General features: G+C 33.9%; 14 protein-coding genes. 4 read left to right on the top strand and 10 right to left on the bottom strand.

Annotation, left to right across the window (positions count from 1 at the left end; translation table 11 throughout):
* Positions 1-41: 41 nt before the first annotated feature.
* Entirely contained in the window at positions 42-2,114 is a 2,073-nt protein-coding gene (locus LF845_RS06940; RefSeq protein WP_242820283.1) for a CHASE2 domain-containing protein, read from the top strand.
* A gap of 13 nt (positions 2,115-2,127) precedes the next feature.
* Here LF845_RS06940 and LF845_RS06935 read toward each other — a convergent pair whose 3' ends face one another.
* On the bottom strand, positions 2,128-2,838 hold the full coding sequence (locus tag LF845_RS06935; protein WP_242820282.1) for a FecR domain-containing protein: 711 nt from the start codon (positions 2,836-2,838) through the stop codon (positions 2,128-2,130).
* Positions 2,839-2,994: 156 nt separating this feature from the next.
* Here LF845_RS06935 and priA point away from each other — a divergent pair, with 156 nt between their 5' ends.
* The gene (gene priA, locus LF845_RS06930) at positions 2,995-4,932 is read left to right on the top strand and encodes a replication restart helicase PriA (RefSeq protein ID WP_242820281.1); all 1,938 of its coding nucleotides are present in this window, start codon (positions 2,995-2,997) and stop codon (positions 4,930-4,932) included.
* 134 nt (positions 4,933-5,066) lie between these two features.
* Here the strand turns inward: priA and LF845_RS06925 are convergent, their stop codons facing one another.
* Both LF845_RS06925 and LF845_RS06920 read right to left on the bottom strand, forming a co-directional pair.
* Positions 5,067-6,632, bottom strand: coding sequence for an acetyl-CoA hydrolase/transferase C-terminal domain-containing protein (locus tag LF845_RS06925; RefSeq protein ID WP_242820280.1), 1,566 nt, complete (start codon positions 6,630-6,632; stop codon positions 5,067-5,069).
* A gap of 10 nt (positions 6,633-6,642) precedes the next feature.
* Entirely contained in the window at positions 6,643-7,449 is an 807-nt protein-coding gene (locus LF845_RS06920) for a nitrilase-related carbon-nitrogen hydrolase (RefSeq protein ID WP_242820279.1), read from the bottom strand.
* A 144-nt stretch (positions 7,450-7,593) separates the two neighbouring features.
* Between LF845_RS06920 and LF845_RS06915 the strand changes: the two genes are divergently transcribed.
* Both LF845_RS06915 and LF845_RS06910 read left to right on the top strand, forming a co-directional pair.
* Positions 7,594-8,115 (top strand): macro domain-containing protein, encoded by a 522-nt coding sequence (locus LF845_RS06915; RefSeq protein ID WP_242820278.1) that lies wholly within the window; start codon positions 7,594-7,596, stop codon positions 8,113-8,115.
* Positions 8,112-9,374 carry a sodium:solute symporter family protein gene (locus tag LF845_RS06910; RefSeq protein WP_242820277.1) on the top strand — a complete coding sequence of 421 codons (1,263 nt, stop codon included), beginning with the start codon at positions 8,112-8,114 and terminating at the stop codon, positions 9,372-9,374. Before LF845_RS06915 ends, LF845_RS06910 begins: the two co-directional genes overlap by 4 nt.
* 35 nt (positions 9,375-9,409) lie before the next feature.
* Here the strand turns inward: LF845_RS06910 and LF845_RS06905 are convergent, their stop codons facing one another.
* From LF845_RS06905 to LF845_RS06875, 7 genes are all read right to left on the bottom strand, one after another.
* Positions 9,410-11,719, bottom strand: a complete 2,310-nt coding sequence (locus tag LF845_RS06905) for a vitamin B12-dependent ribonucleotide reductase (protein WP_242820276.1) — start codon at positions 11,717-11,719, stop codon at positions 9,410-9,412.
* 168 nt (positions 11,720-11,887) lie between these two features.
* Positions 11,888-12,289, bottom strand: coding sequence for an RrF2 family transcriptional regulator (locus LF845_RS06900; protein ID WP_242820275.1), 402 nt, complete (start codon positions 12,287-12,289; stop codon positions 11,888-11,890).
* Between the two features lie 141 nt (positions 12,290-12,430).
* The gene (locus tag LF845_RS06895; protein ID WP_242820274.1) at positions 12,431-13,543 is read right to left on the bottom strand and encodes a flagellar assembly protein T N-terminal domain-containing protein; all 1,113 of its coding nucleotides are present in this window, start codon (positions 13,541-13,543) and stop codon (positions 12,431-12,433) included.
* 6 nt (positions 13,544-13,549) lie between these two features.
* Positions 13,550-14,737 carry a CsgG/HfaB family protein gene (locus LF845_RS06890; protein ID WP_242820273.1) on the bottom strand — a complete coding sequence of 396 codons (1,188 nt, stop codon included), beginning with the start codon at positions 14,735-14,737 and terminating at the stop codon, positions 13,550-13,552.
* 62 nt (positions 14,738-14,799) lie between these two features.
* Positions 14,800-15,435 (bottom strand): uracil-DNA glycosylase, encoded by a 636-nt coding sequence (locus LF845_RS06885; protein WP_242820272.1) that lies wholly within the window; start codon positions 15,433-15,435, stop codon positions 14,800-14,802.
* Entirely contained in the window at positions 15,432-16,622 is a 1,191-nt protein-coding gene (gene coaBC / locus LF845_RS06880) for a bifunctional phosphopantothenoylcysteine decarboxylase/phosphopantothenate--cysteine ligase CoaBC (protein ID WP_242820271.1), read from the bottom strand. The genes LF845_RS06885 and coaBC overlap by 4 nt, the downstream gene beginning before the upstream one ends.
* Positions 16,615-16,836: a DNA-directed RNA polymerase subunit omega gene (locus LF845_RS06875; protein WP_242820270.1), complete on the bottom strand. Its 222-nt coding sequence runs from the start codon at positions 16,834-16,836 to the stop codon at positions 16,615-16,617. The genes coaBC and LF845_RS06875 overlap by 8 nt, the downstream gene beginning before the upstream one ends.
* Position 16,837 lies beyond the last annotated feature (1 nt).

The following is a 16,837-nucleotide window of genomic DNA, read 5'->3' as shown; positions in this document are numbered from 1 at the left end:
CTTAAATATTTTATGTTATACTATACCATATTGGAGATATTATGAAAAGGGTATTGATATACAAAATATCGGCTATCATATTTATAGCGATTATTGGTTTATTTTTTTATCATCAGAGGTATAGTTTTTTAGAAAAAATATCTCTTAGTGTAAATGATTATAAATACAAATTAAAATCATATTTTGCTCCTTCTGAGATAAATAAGGATATAGTAATTGTAGCAATTGATGAAAAGAGTATTAATAAATTAGGCAGATGGCCTTGGGGCAGAAAAAAAATAGCTGAACTATTTTCAAAATTAAAACCTGCTGCTATCGTCGGCTTAGATATAGTATTTTCTGAACCATCAAATAAAATTGATGATAATATCTTAGCAGATGTAATCATGGAAAATGGAAACATAATTGGTGGAGTGTTTTTCAGGAGTGTAGCAACAGAAACTGCAAACGAACCATTACTTGATATACTATCAGACTCTGCAATTTTCAGAGTAAAACTTTTAGATAAAACTATAGGTATCAAAGAATTTCAATATATCGAGCCAAATATTCCTGAGATAACCGAAAGTTTAGCTGCATCGGCTTTTTTTACTATAGAGCCTGACCTTGACGGGCTTTATAGAAATTACCCTTTTTTCTATCTGCATAAAGGGTTAATCTTTCCATCACTCGGTATGCAAATGCTCAGATTTTACTTAAATACAGACATTGAGGCTACCTTTGATAGAAAAGGGATGAAAAAGTTTGTGCTTGGAAACCTAAAGTATGAGAATGCAAACACACTAAAGCTTAATTTCTATAACAAAATAAACTATATCTCAGCTTATGATATTTTAAATGGTGTAGTTAAAGATAATGACTTAAAAAACAAAATTGTCATTGTAGGGGTAACAGAAACGGGAATATTTGATTTACGACCGACACCAATAGATACTGTAACACCGGGAGTATCACTTCATGCAACTTTTATTTCTAACTTTTTAGACAATAATCTAATCTTTGAAAAACCTATCTACAATCGCTTTTTGATTTTACTCGGCTGCTTATTCGTTTTTCTATTGAGTTTTATACGAAAAATTATCTACAGAGTTGTTTCATACATTATTCTCTTTTCTATACTTTATCTAACCAGCATATACCTTTTTATCCATAACCATTTGTGGTTAAATGATTTTTACTTTGTTTTTACCTTTATTTTAAGTACTGTATCAATAGAATTAATCCTTTTTATACTTACCGATATGAAAGCAATTGGCATAAAAAAGGCCTTTTCATCATATGTGTCACCGGACGTTGTTGAAATAATGACAGAAAACCCTGATAAGTTAAAACTGGGTGGAGAAACAAGAGAAATCACTATTATCTTTACCGACATAAGAGGCTTCACCACACTATCTGAAGGCTTAAAATCTGAAGAAGTTGTCTATATGCTAAATCAGCTTAACTCTCCGCTTACTCACTCTATTTTAAAACACAAAGGTTTGCTTGATAAATATATCGGCGATGCAATTATGGCAATTTTCAATGCTCCCGTAAATATTTCTAATCATGCTGACATGGCTTGTAAGGCTTCCCTTGAAATGTTAGATATTGTCAGAAAAGTTAATGAAAAATTCAAAACTGAAGGGTTACCAACTGTAGATATAGGGATAGGTATTAATACAGGGATAGCCACCGTTGGAAACATTGGAAGTGATGTGAGATTTGATTACACGGCCATAGGTGACCCCGTAAATCTTGCATCCCGTCTTGAAGGTCTTAATAAAATATATAAGACTCATATAATTATAAGTGAATTTGTGGTAGAAAAACTTCAGGATAATTACTGTATCAGGCTGCTTGATAAAGTAATTGTAAAAGGGAAAGAAAAACCTGTCACAATTTATCAGCTTCTGGAAAATAGCGCTTTAAATTCTGAATTAAGCGAGCTGTTTAGTCATGCCATAAAACTTTATTTCTCAAAACAATTTGACGATGCCTTGATAAAATTTGAGTATATTTACAATAAATTTAATGACCAAACATCTGCAATTTTCATAGAAAGATGTAAAGACTATATGTTAAATCCTCCGGAAGAAAACTGGAATGGTGCATATACTGCAAAAACAAAATAGCAAAATTAAATTATTAAAACTTGTTTAGCTCTTCAAAAAGCTCACTAATGTTTTCCGGAAAATCGATGTTTTTAACCTCATTGGAATCAGATATCACAACAGCCATATTGGGCTTCATATCAAACTCTTTAACATATTTAACAAACTCTTCTTTTAACTCTTTTTTATACTGAGTATAATCTTGAAATTGATCTTTTAAAAACTGATTATATTCATCGAGCTCCTTTTTTACATATCTTTTAAATTCACCTTTTAGTGATTTTACCCCTACACTACCTTCTTTACAAAATACTTTTACACTTTCATTATCTACTGCTACAGCAAATTGAGTCCCTTTAACACCTATGGTTGCGGTTTTTGTTTGAACAGTAAAACCCTGCACTTCATCCCTTTTGGTTACTTTAAATAAAACGGTACCGTTATCAGCAATAATTTTATTATATTGCGGGAATGTCAGTGATGACTTTTCAGTCAAAATTATACCAGTTTTGTCTATCAACACAATTTTTGCTTCAGATTTCCTCCCTGTTTTAAGAGCATAACCGCTAAATAGCTTGGTGTTATTATCCGTAACAATTGACCCTCTAAAATCTTTCTCTTTAAATATCTTTAAGATACCTTTATATTCAGTAACTTCACCTACACACGATTTATTATCTAATTCTGCAGCAAATACATTACCCGCAAACAAGAAAATGGCAAAAGATAATATAAATTTCCTCATAGTATCCTCCTAACAAATTATACTAACAGATATATCATAAAGCAATATTTTCTATTCTTATTTTATATAATTTATTAAAAATATTTTAACACTTGCACAATCAAAACTTATATTTATTTCATTGACTAAAAAAAAGAGTTCAGTAATAATTTTAAAATGAAATATTATGATGTATTGCTACCAATACCAAAGAGTTACATTTTGACCTATAAAAGTGATAAAACACTTGATAAGGGGCTACGTGTAGTCGTCCCTTTGGGAAAAAGAAATGTTACAGGCATTGTTTACAAACAGTCTGAAAAAAGTGAATTTGATTATGAAATTAGAGATATTATAGAAATTCTGGACAACAAACCGTTTTTCAAAGAAAATGATATCACTTTTTTAGAAAAACTATCAGCATATTATGGTTATTCTCTTGGAAATGTATTTGCAGGGATTATTTCTAAAAAGATTTTAGAAATCTCTGGTACAGACTTCAATCAAGATATATCAACACATTCAAAACTTGCAACCCTGAATGCTGAACAACAAAAAATATATGAAGAAATTATAAAAAATAATGATTTTAATTGCTCTTTGGTGCACGGTGTTGCCGGCAGCGGTAAGACAGAAATTTATATTGAAGTAATCAAACATTTTATACAAAGAAATAAACAAGTTTTATTTATTGTTCCTGAGATATCTTTGACCCCTCAACTCATAAAAAGAGTCTCTGACAGGTTAGGAATAATTGTAGAAAGTTATCACAGTAAACTGACGCAAAAACAAAGGGAAAAAGTAATATTAGGCTTTAGGGATGGTCATATCCCTATTATAATAGGAGCAAGAAGCAGCCTGTTTATTCCATCATGCGATTTAGGGCTTATTATCATTGATGAGGAGCATGAAAACAGCTTTAAACAAGAGGAAGCTCCTTGTTACAACTTAAGAGATGCTGCAGTATTAAAGGCAAAAATTTTCAATATTCCAATAATTTTAGGCAGTGCTACCCCTTCTCTTGAATCTTACTACAACGCTAAAATTGGTAAATATAGGTATTTTAAGCTTACTAACAAGTTTCATGGTGGCAGTGATTCGTCACTTAAAATTATTGACCTGAAAGGTGAAGATAAGCTGTCCGGTATTTTGTCGCTTACTTTATACGATGCGATACTCAAACGTATTAAAAATAATGAACAAACTATACTTTTTTTAAACAGAAAAGGTTATTCTTCCCAGCTCATATGTCAAAACTGCGGAGAAACATTGTTTTGTCAAAATTGTGCAGTGACAATGACTTACTATAAAAGTGATGAAACAGCCAGGTGTCATTATTGCGGTGAAAAGTTAAAATATCTGCAATGTAAATGCGGAAGCAATAATTTTATGGATTTTGGAGTTGGAACTGAAAAAGCGTATTTAATACTTGAAAACCTTTTTCCGGGAGAAGTAATAAAACTTGATGCAGATACAATTACTTCTCAAAAAAGACTGAATTCGGTGTTAAAAGATTTTGAAAAAAATAAATTTAAAATTCTATTGGGAACGCAACTTATTGCAAAAGGTTTAAACTTTCCAAATGTCACACTTGTTGGAATTTTGAATATAGATAACATTTTTTCACTTCCTGATTTTAGAAATAATGAAAGGGCATATCAATTACTCACACAAGTAGCAGGTAGGGCCGGACGCTTTGAAAAAAATGGGGAAGTCATAATACAGACATTCAACCCGGAATTACCGGTTTTTGGTCTTGTTAACGATGAAAAGTTTTATGAATATGAACTAAATAACAGGCAAATGTTTTCATACCCGCCATATTTTAAAGTGGTTAGATTTATTTTTTCTCACATTAAAGAGCACATCGCCAAAGAATCATGCAAAAAAATAGAATATTTTACTAAAGGATTAAACTTAGATCTAAAAATACTTCCGGCAGTGCCTGCACCGATATACAAAATCAAAAACAGATATAGATTTCACTTGGTAATTAAATCGAAAAACCATAATGACATAAGGAAAACAGTAAAACTCATTAAAAATGAGGTAGATAAACTCAAGCTGTCAACGTTAAACTTCAAAATTGATGTAGATCCTTATTTCTTCTTATAAACACTATATGATGTTTTTGTATACTCCATCTAAAAGTGTACCACTAAAAAGCTCATTCACCCACGCATAAATACGCGGTATTCTGCCTACTGCCGTGTATAAAAAAACCCGCCTTTTCGGCGGGTCTAAATTTGTTATTTATTCCAGAACCTCATAGTTCCGTTTTCAGCCAAACTTAAATGCATTTTATAACATTCATCGAGAAGTTGTGGTTCATGAGCATAGCCGGTAGCTTTTTCAGCTCTTTCAAGATAATCCATAAGATAATCTTTGTAAGCTGGATGAGCACACTTTTTAATAATTTCACGAGCTCTTTCCTTAGGTGCCATACCTCTAAGATCTGCAAGTCCTTGCTCAGTAACAAGAACATCAATATCATGCTCAGTATGGTCAACATGCGGAGCCTTAGGCACAACGGCAGAAATACCAAACTCATCAGTTTTGGATGGTCTGCATGAAGGTGTATGCATGATAGAAATATATGCATTTCTTTCAAAGTCACCAGAACCACCAAGACCATTAATCATTCTTGTTCCGCCAACACAAGTAGAGTTAGCATGTGCATAGATGTCAAACTCCACAGGTGTATTCATACCTATAACACCAAGTCTTCTGATACACTCAGGGTTATTTGAAATTTGTTGAGGTCTGAGTATTATTTTCTTTGTGTACTCATCAAATTTTGCAAAGAATCTCTCAAAACCTTTCGCAGAAAGAGAAAGTGAAGTCGCATTTGCAAAATCAAGCTTTCCACTGTCAAAAAGGTCAAGCATTGTATCTTGTAATACTTCAGTAAATACTAAAAGGTTTTTAAAGTCACCATTAACAAGTCCACCAACAACTGCATTTGCAATATTACCAACCCCCGATTGGAGTGGTAAAAGGTTTTCTGGTAATCTTCCCATTTTGATTTCATGCTTAAAGAATTCCATAATATGACCAGCAATAGTGTTGGACAGGTCATCAGGTTCAGTAAGAGCTCTACCATTATCAGGCATTTTTGATTCTATAATTGCAACTATTTTCTTATCATCAACAGGAACATATGTTGTACCAATCCTGTCAGTAACCTTAGTAATTAGGTAAGGCTTTCTGTTAGGCGGCAAATCAGTAGAAACTATATCGTGAATACCTTCAAAAGATGGCACACCAGTATTTATTTCAACTATTATTTTATCAGCAACATCAATAATTTCAGGAGCAGCTCCGATAGATCCAGCAAGAACTATCCCACCATCTTCAGTAATAGCAGAAGCTTCTATCAAAGCAAAATCAAGCTTCCCACCCTCATCTTTTGTATAAAAACCGTATTTTAAATCCTGAGCAAACATTGATAAGTGTTTATCACCAAACCTAATTTTACCAGAGTTAATAGATTTCTGTATATTCTTACCAGTTTGATATGGCCATCTTCTATCAATCATATCAAGAGTAGCCCATCTGTCTTCAGTTTCTACACCAACAGATGCACCTATGAATAGATTGAATTTCCATTTCCCCTGCAAACCGTTTTGCTCCACATAATCAGCCAAAGCTATTGGAACTACTTTCGGATAACCAACAGGGGTAAAACCTGACCAACCAAGGTTTAAAACTTTTTTACCAGCACCAGCCTCAGCAAAAAGCTTAACAATATCTTCCGGTTTCATTACTTTGGATAAAAGACTTTTCTTTCTAATACGCTTTTCTAATTCTGACATACATTCCTCCTTATTTGCCACTAATGGACATCTTTGCTTTATTTATTTTAAAGAAATCTTTCGCATCTTTAAGGCTTGGAATAGCCTGTCTTACTTCAGTTACTTTTTCTTTTGTAATTTCCACTATCAACCTATTTGAGCCTTTTTCAGTATATCCTACTGACTCACCCCAAGAATCAAATACTGCAGAGTTACCGCATATAATCGTTTTCGTATCATTGATAACTTCAGCAGCATTACATCCTACAACATATGCTTGATTTTCAATAGCTCTTGCCCTTAAAAGTGTTAACCAGTGATATTTTTTAAACTCTGGCCATATGGCAGGAACTATCATTAAATCAGAGCCATTATACGCAGCAATTCTAAAAACTTCAGGAAATCTTATTTCATAGCATGTATGTAACGATATATTAAAATCATTGAAATTAAACACGGGGATGTCCATATCACCCCTTGCAAAATAGATATCCTCTTTTAAAGGGGAGAAAAGAAATGTTTTTCTATATTTGACAACGACTCCATTATTTGTAACTGCAAAGATAGTATTGTAAACTTTATCTACAGATTTTTCAGGCAATGATAGTATTGCCAACTGATTGTGACCAAGTTTTTTAGAAATTTGCTCAACTATATTTTCTGTAGCTTCTGCATGAGTTACAATATTCTTATAATCAAACCCGGTTGCCCACATTTCAGGAAAAACAACAAGACTCACACCCTCATCGCTATAAAACGATAAGTCATTAACAAAATGAGCCAAGTTATCCTCAACATGCCCTGTTTTAATTATTCTCTGTGAACACCCTATTTTCATAACCATTCCTTTTGTTTTCCTTTTTTAAAACATTATCTCTAAATTGTCAAGATTTATATTTAAATACAGGTATATATAAATTTCCTATAAGTTAAATTAAAATTTTTTGTAGTAAAATTTTAATTTTTAATGATAATATAAGTTATGGAAATAATATTAATAAAAGGTGATATTACTGAACTTGACATTGAATGTATTGTGAATCCGGCTAACAGTAAATTGATACTCGGAAGCGGAGTTGCTGGTGCTATCAGACAAAAAGGTGGAGAAAAAATCCAATTAGAATGCAATAAAATAGGTCATTGTGAAGTCGGAGATGCGGTCATAACTACAGGTGGTAGTCTAAAAGCAAATTATGTAATTCATGCCGTTGGCCCCAGATATTCCATAGATAAACAACCGGAGAAAAAGCTTTACAACGCCGTATATAATGCACTAAAACTTGCCAACAGATACGGTATATCTTCCATAGCATTCCCGGCCATATCTACAGGAATATTTGGTTACCCAATCAAAGAGGCTGCGCATATTATATTAACTTCAATGTTTGACTTCAAAAAAATAAATGATAATAAAATCAAATATTGTTATATATGCCTTTTTTCTGAAGAAGATTTTAACACATTTCAAAATATATATGGAACTATTAGTAGTAAATTCAAATGATACAAAAATCTATATTTGTAATATTTACTATAATATTAAGTCTTCAGGTTTTTAGTTCAAAACACAAAGCTAACAACAGTAATGATTTTATGTTGGCAGGAAGAAATCTAAGCTATTTCGGGGTAGCCGGCGTTATTATAGGAACACTTGTCGGCGGTGCATCCACAATCGGAACCGTTCAAATGGCCTATTATTACGGAATTGCCGGGGTAATTTTTACACTCGGTTCAGGAATTGCGTGCTTTATTTTGGGACTTTTTTTTACTAATAAACTATATGACAATAAAATAACAACTGTCACAGAATTTATTGGCAACTATTTTGGAGATAGATTTAAAAAAATCAGCAGTTTTTTTAGCACTCTCGGCATATACATTCACATTATTGCTCAAATAATTGCATCAGGAGCAATAGTTTCATTTTTTTTCAATACTAACATAGTGATAGGCTCATTTATCTCTTCCTTGTTAATCTTAACTTATTCGGTATATGGCGGAGTAAAAGGCTCGTCAGTAATTGGAAAAATAAAAATATTTGTAATCTACATTGTTATGACCGTAAGCTTCGTAGAAGCATTTAGACATAGCGGATTGGAAATTTTTGATAAGCTGCCTAAAAATATTAATTGGTTTAGCTTATTCAGTTACGGAAAAAAGAAAGCCATATTTGATATTGTATTTATGATAATTGGTGTTCTTTCTACGCAAGTATATTTACAGGCAATCTTCTCAGCCAAAAGTAAAAAAGATGCCATATTAGGAAGTTTATTAAGTGCTGTATTGATTCCACCTATAGGCTTTCTCGGTGTTTATGTAGGTATGTATGTAAGAGCAAATGGCTTTGCCACTCAAAGTGGAGCAGAAGTCCTCCCATATTTTATAAGCACTCACTTCCCATCCGTATTCAGTTCTATAATACTATCTTTTATTTTGTTCATAATCTTAGGAACAGCATCTGGACTTGTTGTAGGTGTTACAACTAATATCTTTAAAGATTTTCTATCAAAATTTAATTTTAAAAATGAGATAAATGTAATTCGCCTTGTAAACACCATCGTAGTTTTTACCTCATTTTTAATAGTATTATTGGGTATGCAGTCAAAAATTTTGAAGTGGAGTTACTTATCTATGGGGATTAGAGGTTCAATTATCTTCCTACCTCTATTGTCAATATTGTACTTTGGACATAAAATAGATTTTAAAAAATTTGAGCTACTTTACTACATATTATTTATCGTAATAATATACTACATGATATAAGGGCGTAACTTATTACGCCCTTATATATAATTTCATTAACTACAATGAGAATATCCGCAAGAATGACAAACGTCACACCCTTCTACATATTGGATAGGACCCCCACACTCAGGGCATGCACCATTTCTAATTTGCTGTTCAGTAGTGCTTGCAACTTTTTTTTCTGCTTCAGCAAGTAGTTTATCAACAGTTAATTTTTCCTGATTGATTACCTTAAACTCAGAGCCCATCATTATTGCTTTTTCAATGGCTTTTCCAACTGCATCAGCACAGCTTAATATCTGATTTTGTCCAAAACCATATCTCATATGGCAAGAAATACCTTTAAGCTGTTTGACCACAATATCATAGTCACCACCACTTCTGAAAACAAGAGATATTAATCTACCTATTGCCTCACACTGACTCTGAGCACAACCACCAGCCTTACCCATACTTGTAAATACTTCAAAAGGCTCGTTATTTTCATCAAAATTAATTGTCACATAAAGCTTTCCACATCCTGTCATCATTTCCAGTGTCTTACCAAACAGTACCTTTGGTCTTGGTCTAGGCCTAAAAACTCCATGATATTCCTGAGCAATCTCTTCTTTAGGTGACTTCTCTTTTGTACCTAAGTTAATCACCTGTGCATCACGACTGCCATCACGATAAATAGTAATACCTTTACAACCTTGCTTGTATGCCAATACATAAACTTCCCTAACATCATCAACAGTTGCGTCATTAGGAAAATTAACAGTCTTGCTAACGGCATTGTCAGTATATTTTTGAAATGCAGCCTGCATTCTAACATGCCAGATAGGAGAAATCTCATGTGCAGTAACAAAAACTTTTTTAATGTGAGAAGGGACTTCTTCTATATCATGAAGAGTGCCCTGTTCCGCTATTTTATCCATTAACTCTTTAGAAAAAAAGCCCTCTTTCTTTGCCCTTTCTTTAAATATAGGATTAACTTCCACAAGTTTGTTGTTATCCATTACATTTCTGTAAAAAGCTATGGCAAAGTATGGCTCAACACCGCTTGAACAACCACCAATAATTGAAATTGTGCCGGTAGGTGCAATAGTTGTGACAGTGGCATTTCTCATATTTGAAAATCCCATACCGGGATAAATACTGTCATCAAAGTTAGGAAAATTGCCTCTTTCTTTGGCAAGTTCACTTGAAGCTATTCTCCCTTCTTCCTGTATAAATTTCATAACTTTTTCAGCCATCTCAATCGCTTCTTCACTGTTATAAGGGATATCAAGCATTGCCAACATATCTGCAAAGCCCATAACACCAAGACCTATTTTTCTATTCTTTTTAGTCATTTGTTCAATTTCTTTAATAGGGTAAGAATTCATATCAATTACATCATCTAAAAACCTTACACCCGTTTGAACAACATATCTCAAATCATCCCAATCGATATCATTTCCTTTCACAAATCGACCAAGATTAATTGAACCCAAATTGCATGACTCATACGGTAAAAGAGGTTGCTCACCACAAGGGTTAGTACTCTCCATCTCACCTTCTTTTGGTGTAGGGTTAAACTTATTTATTCTGTCAATAAAAATAATACCAGGATCTCCACCTTCCCACGCAAGTTTCACCATTTGATCAAAGACATCTTTTGCATTCAACTTCTTTACTGTTTTACCAGTCTTAGGATTTTTCAACTCATATTCTTCATTTTTAAGAGCTTTTTCCATAAACTCTTCAGTGATAGCAACTGAAAGGTTAAAATTTGTAAGTTTGCTTTTATCCTGTTTAGCGTAAATAAATTCCATAATATCCGGATGGTCAACTCTAAGGATACCCATATTGGCTCCTCTTCTTGTCCCACCTTGCTTTATAGTTTCTGTTGCAGAATCAAAAACACTCATAAATGAAACAGGGCCACTTGATACCCCTTTAGTAGTCTTAACAACATCATCTTTAGGTCTTAACCTTGAAAATGAAAACCCTGTCCCGCCACCCGACTTGTGAATAAGAGCAGTATGTTTTACAGCCTCAAATATTTTTTCCAGAGAATCCTCAACAGGAAGCACAAAACAGGCTGAAAGCTGCTGCAGCTCCTTACCAGCATTCATAAGTGTGGGCGAATTTGGAAGAAATTTTAAGTCTACCATCATATCATAAAACTTCACGGCGTATTCTTCGTATTTTGATTCAGAGCCATATTTTAATTCAGCATTTGCAATATTCAAAGCTACTCTTTGAAACATACCCTGAGGTGTCTCAACTACATTTCCATCCTCATCTTTCTTGAGATACCTTTTCTTTAAAACCGTGACAGCATTAGCTGAAAGTTTTGGCTCTTTATTTAGTTTTTCTAATAAATCTGTTTTAATCATTAAAATTCCTCCAGGATAACTTATTTGAAAATTAGCTGTAGGATTTTAACCTATATTTTTTTAATTTCAATAGCAAATAATCTAAAAACCTATAACCTTATGGTAATAAAAACAATATATTTTTACATTTACTATCAATAAGTTACATTTAATAATATGTAAACTACTTTAACCTTGGATAATATTTTCAAGGGTATATTTTTTGAGCTCATCTATAAATGATTCCCTGATTTTACCAAGCACATTATGGATATTGCAAGAAGTCAGACCTGAACAAAAATCCGGGTCAACAAGACAATCATTTATCTTTATTTCCCCCTCAACAGCCTTTATTATGTCGTACAATGTTATCTCCTGAGGCTCTTTAACAAACTTAAAACCACCGTTTTTACCCCTCTCGGAATACAAAATATTGTTTCTTGCAAGGGACTGTAAAATTTTGCCCAAAAAACTATCAGGAATGCCACAAATTTCCGATAACTCATTACGCATAAATAACTTATTTTTATCCTGCGAACCAATATAAGCCATAACTTTTAAAGCATAATCCCCTGCTCTGGTTATTTTCATAACTAATACCTCTTGCAAACTTAATTTAGACAATATTAGTCTTATTTAAACCAAATGTCAATAGAGGTATGATTTTATTTAAATCAGATATATTTCAAATGGTAAAATAAAAGAGCCGCTTAAATTATGCGGCTCTTCTGATTATCTGTTTGACTCAAGGACTATTCGTCTGTCATCAATCTTTTTGATACTGTATATCCTCTTCTGCTCAATAGCATTGGCAAGATAAATTACTTTTTCCGGATAATCAAGGACAAGTTTGTCAGTACCTTGAGTTTCAATATTTAGTACCCAGGCAATATACTGAAGGTCACCCTTTAACTGCAACAGCTTGTTTACGTCGGTATTTCCCGCCAAAACAATTTCCACCTTTCTGTTTTCAATCCCCCTGATCTTTTCAGAGATTTTTGATATAATTCTGTTTGTTACTTCATAGCTGAGGTTTTCAAGCATATTATAAACTGCATCATCAACAGAAGCAGCCTGACCTCTTGCCGAAACATAGCCACTATCAAGAATAATTTTCTGTCCGTCTTTACTTCCTATAAGTCTATAAGTCAGTTTACCATTTACAATATTAAAAGGGAGATTAATCCCATATCCAATATTTTTACCCTCTTTTGCAGTGGCAATGCTTTCAACTTTACCAACAAGCAATACCCCTGAAAGAGACCTGTAAGCCAGACTTCTAAGAAGCAAAAAATCATTATTCTGCATAGCATTGCTGAGCTGTTCAATTGAATAGGGGTTGCCAAGCGAAGCAACATCCACAACCTCAAAATTTTGCAGCAAAAGTTCATTAATGATTTTTTCAGACAATGGAGATGTTTCAAGCACTCTTCCATCAGGAAATACTACAGGTAGAAGCACAGATACTGAAGTATTTTTTGCAAAAAGACTTACTGTTTTAACCGCATCTTTTTGCTCTACATTGGCCTTAATCTTTACCCAATATGTATCCCCATCTTTACCTTCATCAATAACCGAAAAATCCTTAATAGCTCCTGATACTTCTGATTTAATAGATTCATCAACCAAAAGTGCATTTTGAACAATTGTCTCAACCTTCACATTTACCTGAGCGGCCTTTTCAAGAGCTGCCCATTTTGCCCGCACTATCGCCTGATTTTTGGCAGCACCAATATCGTTGTTTGCTATCAATGCTTCACCGACAGCCTCTACAGATGCAGCATATAAATGTAAAGAGAATGCCGCTAACAGTATAATAGCAGTTATAAATATCTTTTTACACATAACCAGTTACCACAATTTTTTTATCACACTTTGCCCAGACAAAGGTGCCCTTTTGACCAGAGTACCCAGTTTAAGTCTCATTTTTGAATTAGGCTCACCCTCAACTACAACCCACGAAGTTGATTCATCCACCTGGTCACTTACTATCAACTCAACAGGAATTTTGGATTTTGTACAATTTGATTTTTTTGTCATAAAATCCTGCACTTCCAAAAATTCATAAGCTTCAAGCTTGTCACCTGGCTTTATTCCATCTTTTCTTCCCATGGAAACCATTGCCGCAGACTTATTTCCTCTAAGTTGATTGATATACGCTTTTGCAGAAAAATGCTCTGAAAAAACAGGTTTTATATCATCAACAGACTCCTGCATAGCCTTCTTGGCAGCAGTAACTACAAGCTCAGGGTTAAAACCTGGCTGTGTCCCCCCAAGTTCACGTCCGCTTACCTTTTTGGAAAGCAAAATCTGTCCTGTGGATACATCAATAAGCTGTACTGTCATATCAGTGGTAACATTCCATCCCTCAACCATAGATTTTCCAACAGCAAGGGCAAGGTTGACCCAGACATTTCCTGTATTGGTATCTGATTTAGGAACATATTTTGCATTTATATTGTCAACAGTACCTGTGATTACATAACTTACACCGGCAATTTTGCCAAACTGAGCAACAGTATTAGGATCAGCCACATTCATCTGAAATCCTTGCTCCTGGAGTATTTTTTCCATTTGAGCTCGGCTAAAAACATTCACACCACCAATGTTAACAATAGTATCCTCAACTGCTGACTGAGCAAACTCACCAAGCTGAGGTGAAATCTGTCTGTAAAAAGTGTTAATATCTTTTGAGTACTTAACATTTGTTTTACTGGCACCTGCATAACCTATTCCAACTGCACCCGGCGCAGCAACAACACCTGCAACACCTGCAGAAGTATGAGTCCTGGTAGCCTCACCCTGAATATTTGTATTAACCCCTTCCATTTTTCCAAAAGTAGTATTGTTGGTAAAAGGAAGTACAGCAACACTTATTTTTTTGCTTTCGTATTGGGCCATACAAATCTGAGGGATATTAACCTGCTCAGTATCGGCAGGCGTAACCTGCATACTCATCGGGTCAATTTTTGGTGCAGCACAGGCGAAAAGAACCAAGGACAAACTAAGAACTGAAGCCAATAATTTCAAAGATTTCATCTAAACCCCCTAAAGTTAATTATTTAAGACCTAAAAATATTATACCACTAAATTCAAATAAATCATTTCAAATTTAAAAAATTTATAACTTTTTTTAAATCTTCCCAGGTTTCCTTTTTTTTGGAAGGGTTTCTTAATAAATAGGCAGGATGAAATGTAGGCATGACCTTAATATCATTAAAATTAGTAAATTGGCCTCGAAGTTTTGAAATCTGTTTTTCAGTGTTTAAAAGATAAGTAGCAGCAACACTGCCAAGGCAAATAATGACTTTTGGTTTTACAATTTTTATCTGCTCCATCAGGTATTCAATACAAGACTGAGCTTCTTCCTTGAAAGGGTTTCTATTATCCGGAGGTCTGCACTTAACAATGTTAGCGATATAGACATCTTCCCTTTTTAAACCCATAGCCTGAATCATTTTTGTTAGAAGTTGACCGGCTCTCCCAACAAACGGTCGCCCTTGTTTATCCTCCTCAGCTCCTGGTCCTTCCCCTATAAACATCAAATCTGCGTTTATATTTCCTTCACCAAATACAATGTTTTGGCGAGATTTGGCCAACTGGCATTTTCGACAGACTTTTACTCTCTCAACAAGAGCATCAAAAGGACCGGATTCAATATTGCTACATCTGTCCATTAAAATCTCTTCTACACCATAAATTTCTTTTATAAAGTTTTCTTTTATAAATTTGCTCATTGAATATATTCTACTATTTCAGATAGAATTATCTCAGATATTTTTTCTTTTCTTTCTTTTAATATATGTTTTTTACTGCCATCTTTTTTAAAAATAAAAACCTCATTAAAGTCAGAGTCAAAAGCGATATCTTTTCTTGAAATATCGTTTGCAACAATCATATCAAGCTTTTTCCTTTCAAGCTTGTCTTTGGCATATTTTTCCAAATCATGCGATTCTGCTGCAAACCCTACAAATACCTGCCCTTCTTTTTTAAATTTAGACAGCTCGGTAAGGATGTCAGGATTTTTGACTAATTTGATTAACAGCTCACCCCCATCCTTTTTTATTTTCTCACCTGAAACATTTTCAACTCTATAGTCAGCCACAGCAGCAGCCATTATCAAAATATCGCAATCAGATATTTTATCCTTTAAAACAGTCAACATCTCAACTGCACTCTTTACACTTATCAAAGGGAGAGAGGTCTTAATGCTAACCGGGCCTGAAACAAGCAAAACATCAGCACCAAACTTCTTAGCTGTTTCAGCCAATGAATAGCCCATTTTCCCACTGCTTCTGTTTGAAATATACCTAACAGGGTCAATATCTTCAACTGTAGGCCCTGCAGTTACAATTATCCTCTTTCCTTTTAAAATATCACCTTTAGCCTTGTCAGAATATACAATCTCATAAATTTTGTCAGGCTCTTGCATCTTACCTATACCAATATCTTTACAAGCAAGCTCACCCTCAACAGGATGAATAATTTTAAATCCCCTATTCTTTAGCTTATCAATATTATCTGTAGTTGCAGGATTTAAGTACATATTTGTATTCATCGCAGGGCAAATATACACAGGTTTGTTTTTATCGTAAGCTAAAATTGTTGATGTTAACAAGTTATCTGCAATACCATAAGTAATTTTAGCTATCGTATTGGCAGTTGCAGGTGCAATAATAAAAAGATCAGCCCAAGTAGCTAAATCTATGTGTTCGATGTCTCTCGGGCTGACATCAAGCTGAAAATCGTCAATATAAACTCTATTTTTAGTTAAAGTTTCAAGCGTAAGTGGAGTAACAAACTTTGCAGCATTCTCTGTTAGAATAACCTTAACATTGTCTCCATTTTGGATAAATTTTCTGCAAAGAAGGGGAATTTTATAGGCGGCAATCCCACCAGTTACCCCTATTAAAATATTACTCATCTGCCTCTTCAATCTTTTCTATCTTTACCTTATTTTCAACTAACTCAAAGATAGCTTTTGTAGTTGGCTTAGTACCACATTCTACCTGTGGTGGCAAAGTACCTTCTCTTGCCTCAATAATTTCTCTTGCCCTCAGGCTTAAAATACGGTTAAGCCTATATTTCCCTTTGATATCTTCTCTTTCGATAAGTTGCTCAATATTAATAAGTGCCACG

It is taken from the genome of Deferrivibrio essentukiensis (genome assembly GCF_020480685.1).
Classification (GTDB): Bacteria; Chrysiogenota; Deferribacteres; order Deferribacterales; family Deferrivibrionaceae; genus Deferrivibrio; species Deferrivibrio essentukiensis.
Note: the sequence above shows the minus strand (reverse complement) of the source record. Positions and strands in the feature narration are given on the sequence as shown.

Excerpts from the sequence above, each read along its gene's own strand:
- LF845_RS06940 (WP_242820283.1), top strand. The coding sequence starts at position 42 with ATGAAAAGGGTATTGATATACAAAATATCGGCTATCATATTTATAGCG.
- LF845_RS06935 (WP_242820282.1), bottom strand. The coding sequence starts at position 2,838 with ATGAGGAAATTTATATTATCTTTTGCCATTTTCTTGTTTGCGGGTAAT.
- priA (WP_242820281.1), top strand. The coding sequence starts at position 2,995 with ATGAAATATTATGATGTATTGCTACCAATACCAAAGAGTTACATTTTG.
- LF845_RS06925 (WP_242820280.1), bottom strand. The coding sequence starts at position 6,632 with ATGTCAGAATTAGAAAAGCGTATTAGAAAGAAAAGTCTTTTATCCAAA.
- LF845_RS06920 (WP_242820279.1), bottom strand. The coding sequence starts at position 7,449 with ATGAAAATAGGGTGTTCACAGAGAATAATTAAAACAGGGCATGTTGAG.
- LF845_RS06915 (WP_242820278.1), top strand. The coding sequence starts at position 7,594 with ATGGAAATAATATTAATAAAAGGTGATATTACTGAACTTGACATTGAA.
- LF845_RS06910 (WP_242820277.1), top strand. The coding sequence starts at position 8,112 with ATGATACAAAAATCTATATTTGTAATATTTACTATAATATTAAGTCTT.
- LF845_RS06905 (WP_242820276.1), bottom strand. The coding sequence starts at position 11,719 with ATGATTAAAACAGATTTATTAGAAAAACTAAATAAAGAGCCAAAACTT.
- LF845_RS06900 (WP_242820275.1), bottom strand. The coding sequence starts at position 12,289 with ATGAAAATAACCAGAGCAGGGGATTATGCTTTAAAAGTTATGGCTTAT.
- LF845_RS06895 (WP_242820274.1), bottom strand. The coding sequence starts at position 13,543 with ATGTGTAAAAAGATATTTATAACTGCTATTATACTGTTAGCGGCATTC.
- LF845_RS06890 (WP_242820273.1), bottom strand. The coding sequence starts at position 14,737 with ATGAAATCTTTGAAATTATTGGCTTCAGTTCTTAGTTTGTCCTTGGTT.
- LF845_RS06885 (WP_242820272.1), bottom strand. The coding sequence starts at position 15,435 with ATGAGCAAATTTATAAAAGAAAACTTTATAAAAGAAATTTATGGTGTA.
- coaBC (WP_242820271.1), bottom strand. The coding sequence starts at position 16,622 with ATGAGTAATATTTTAATAGGGGTAACTGGTGGGATTGCCGCCTATAAA.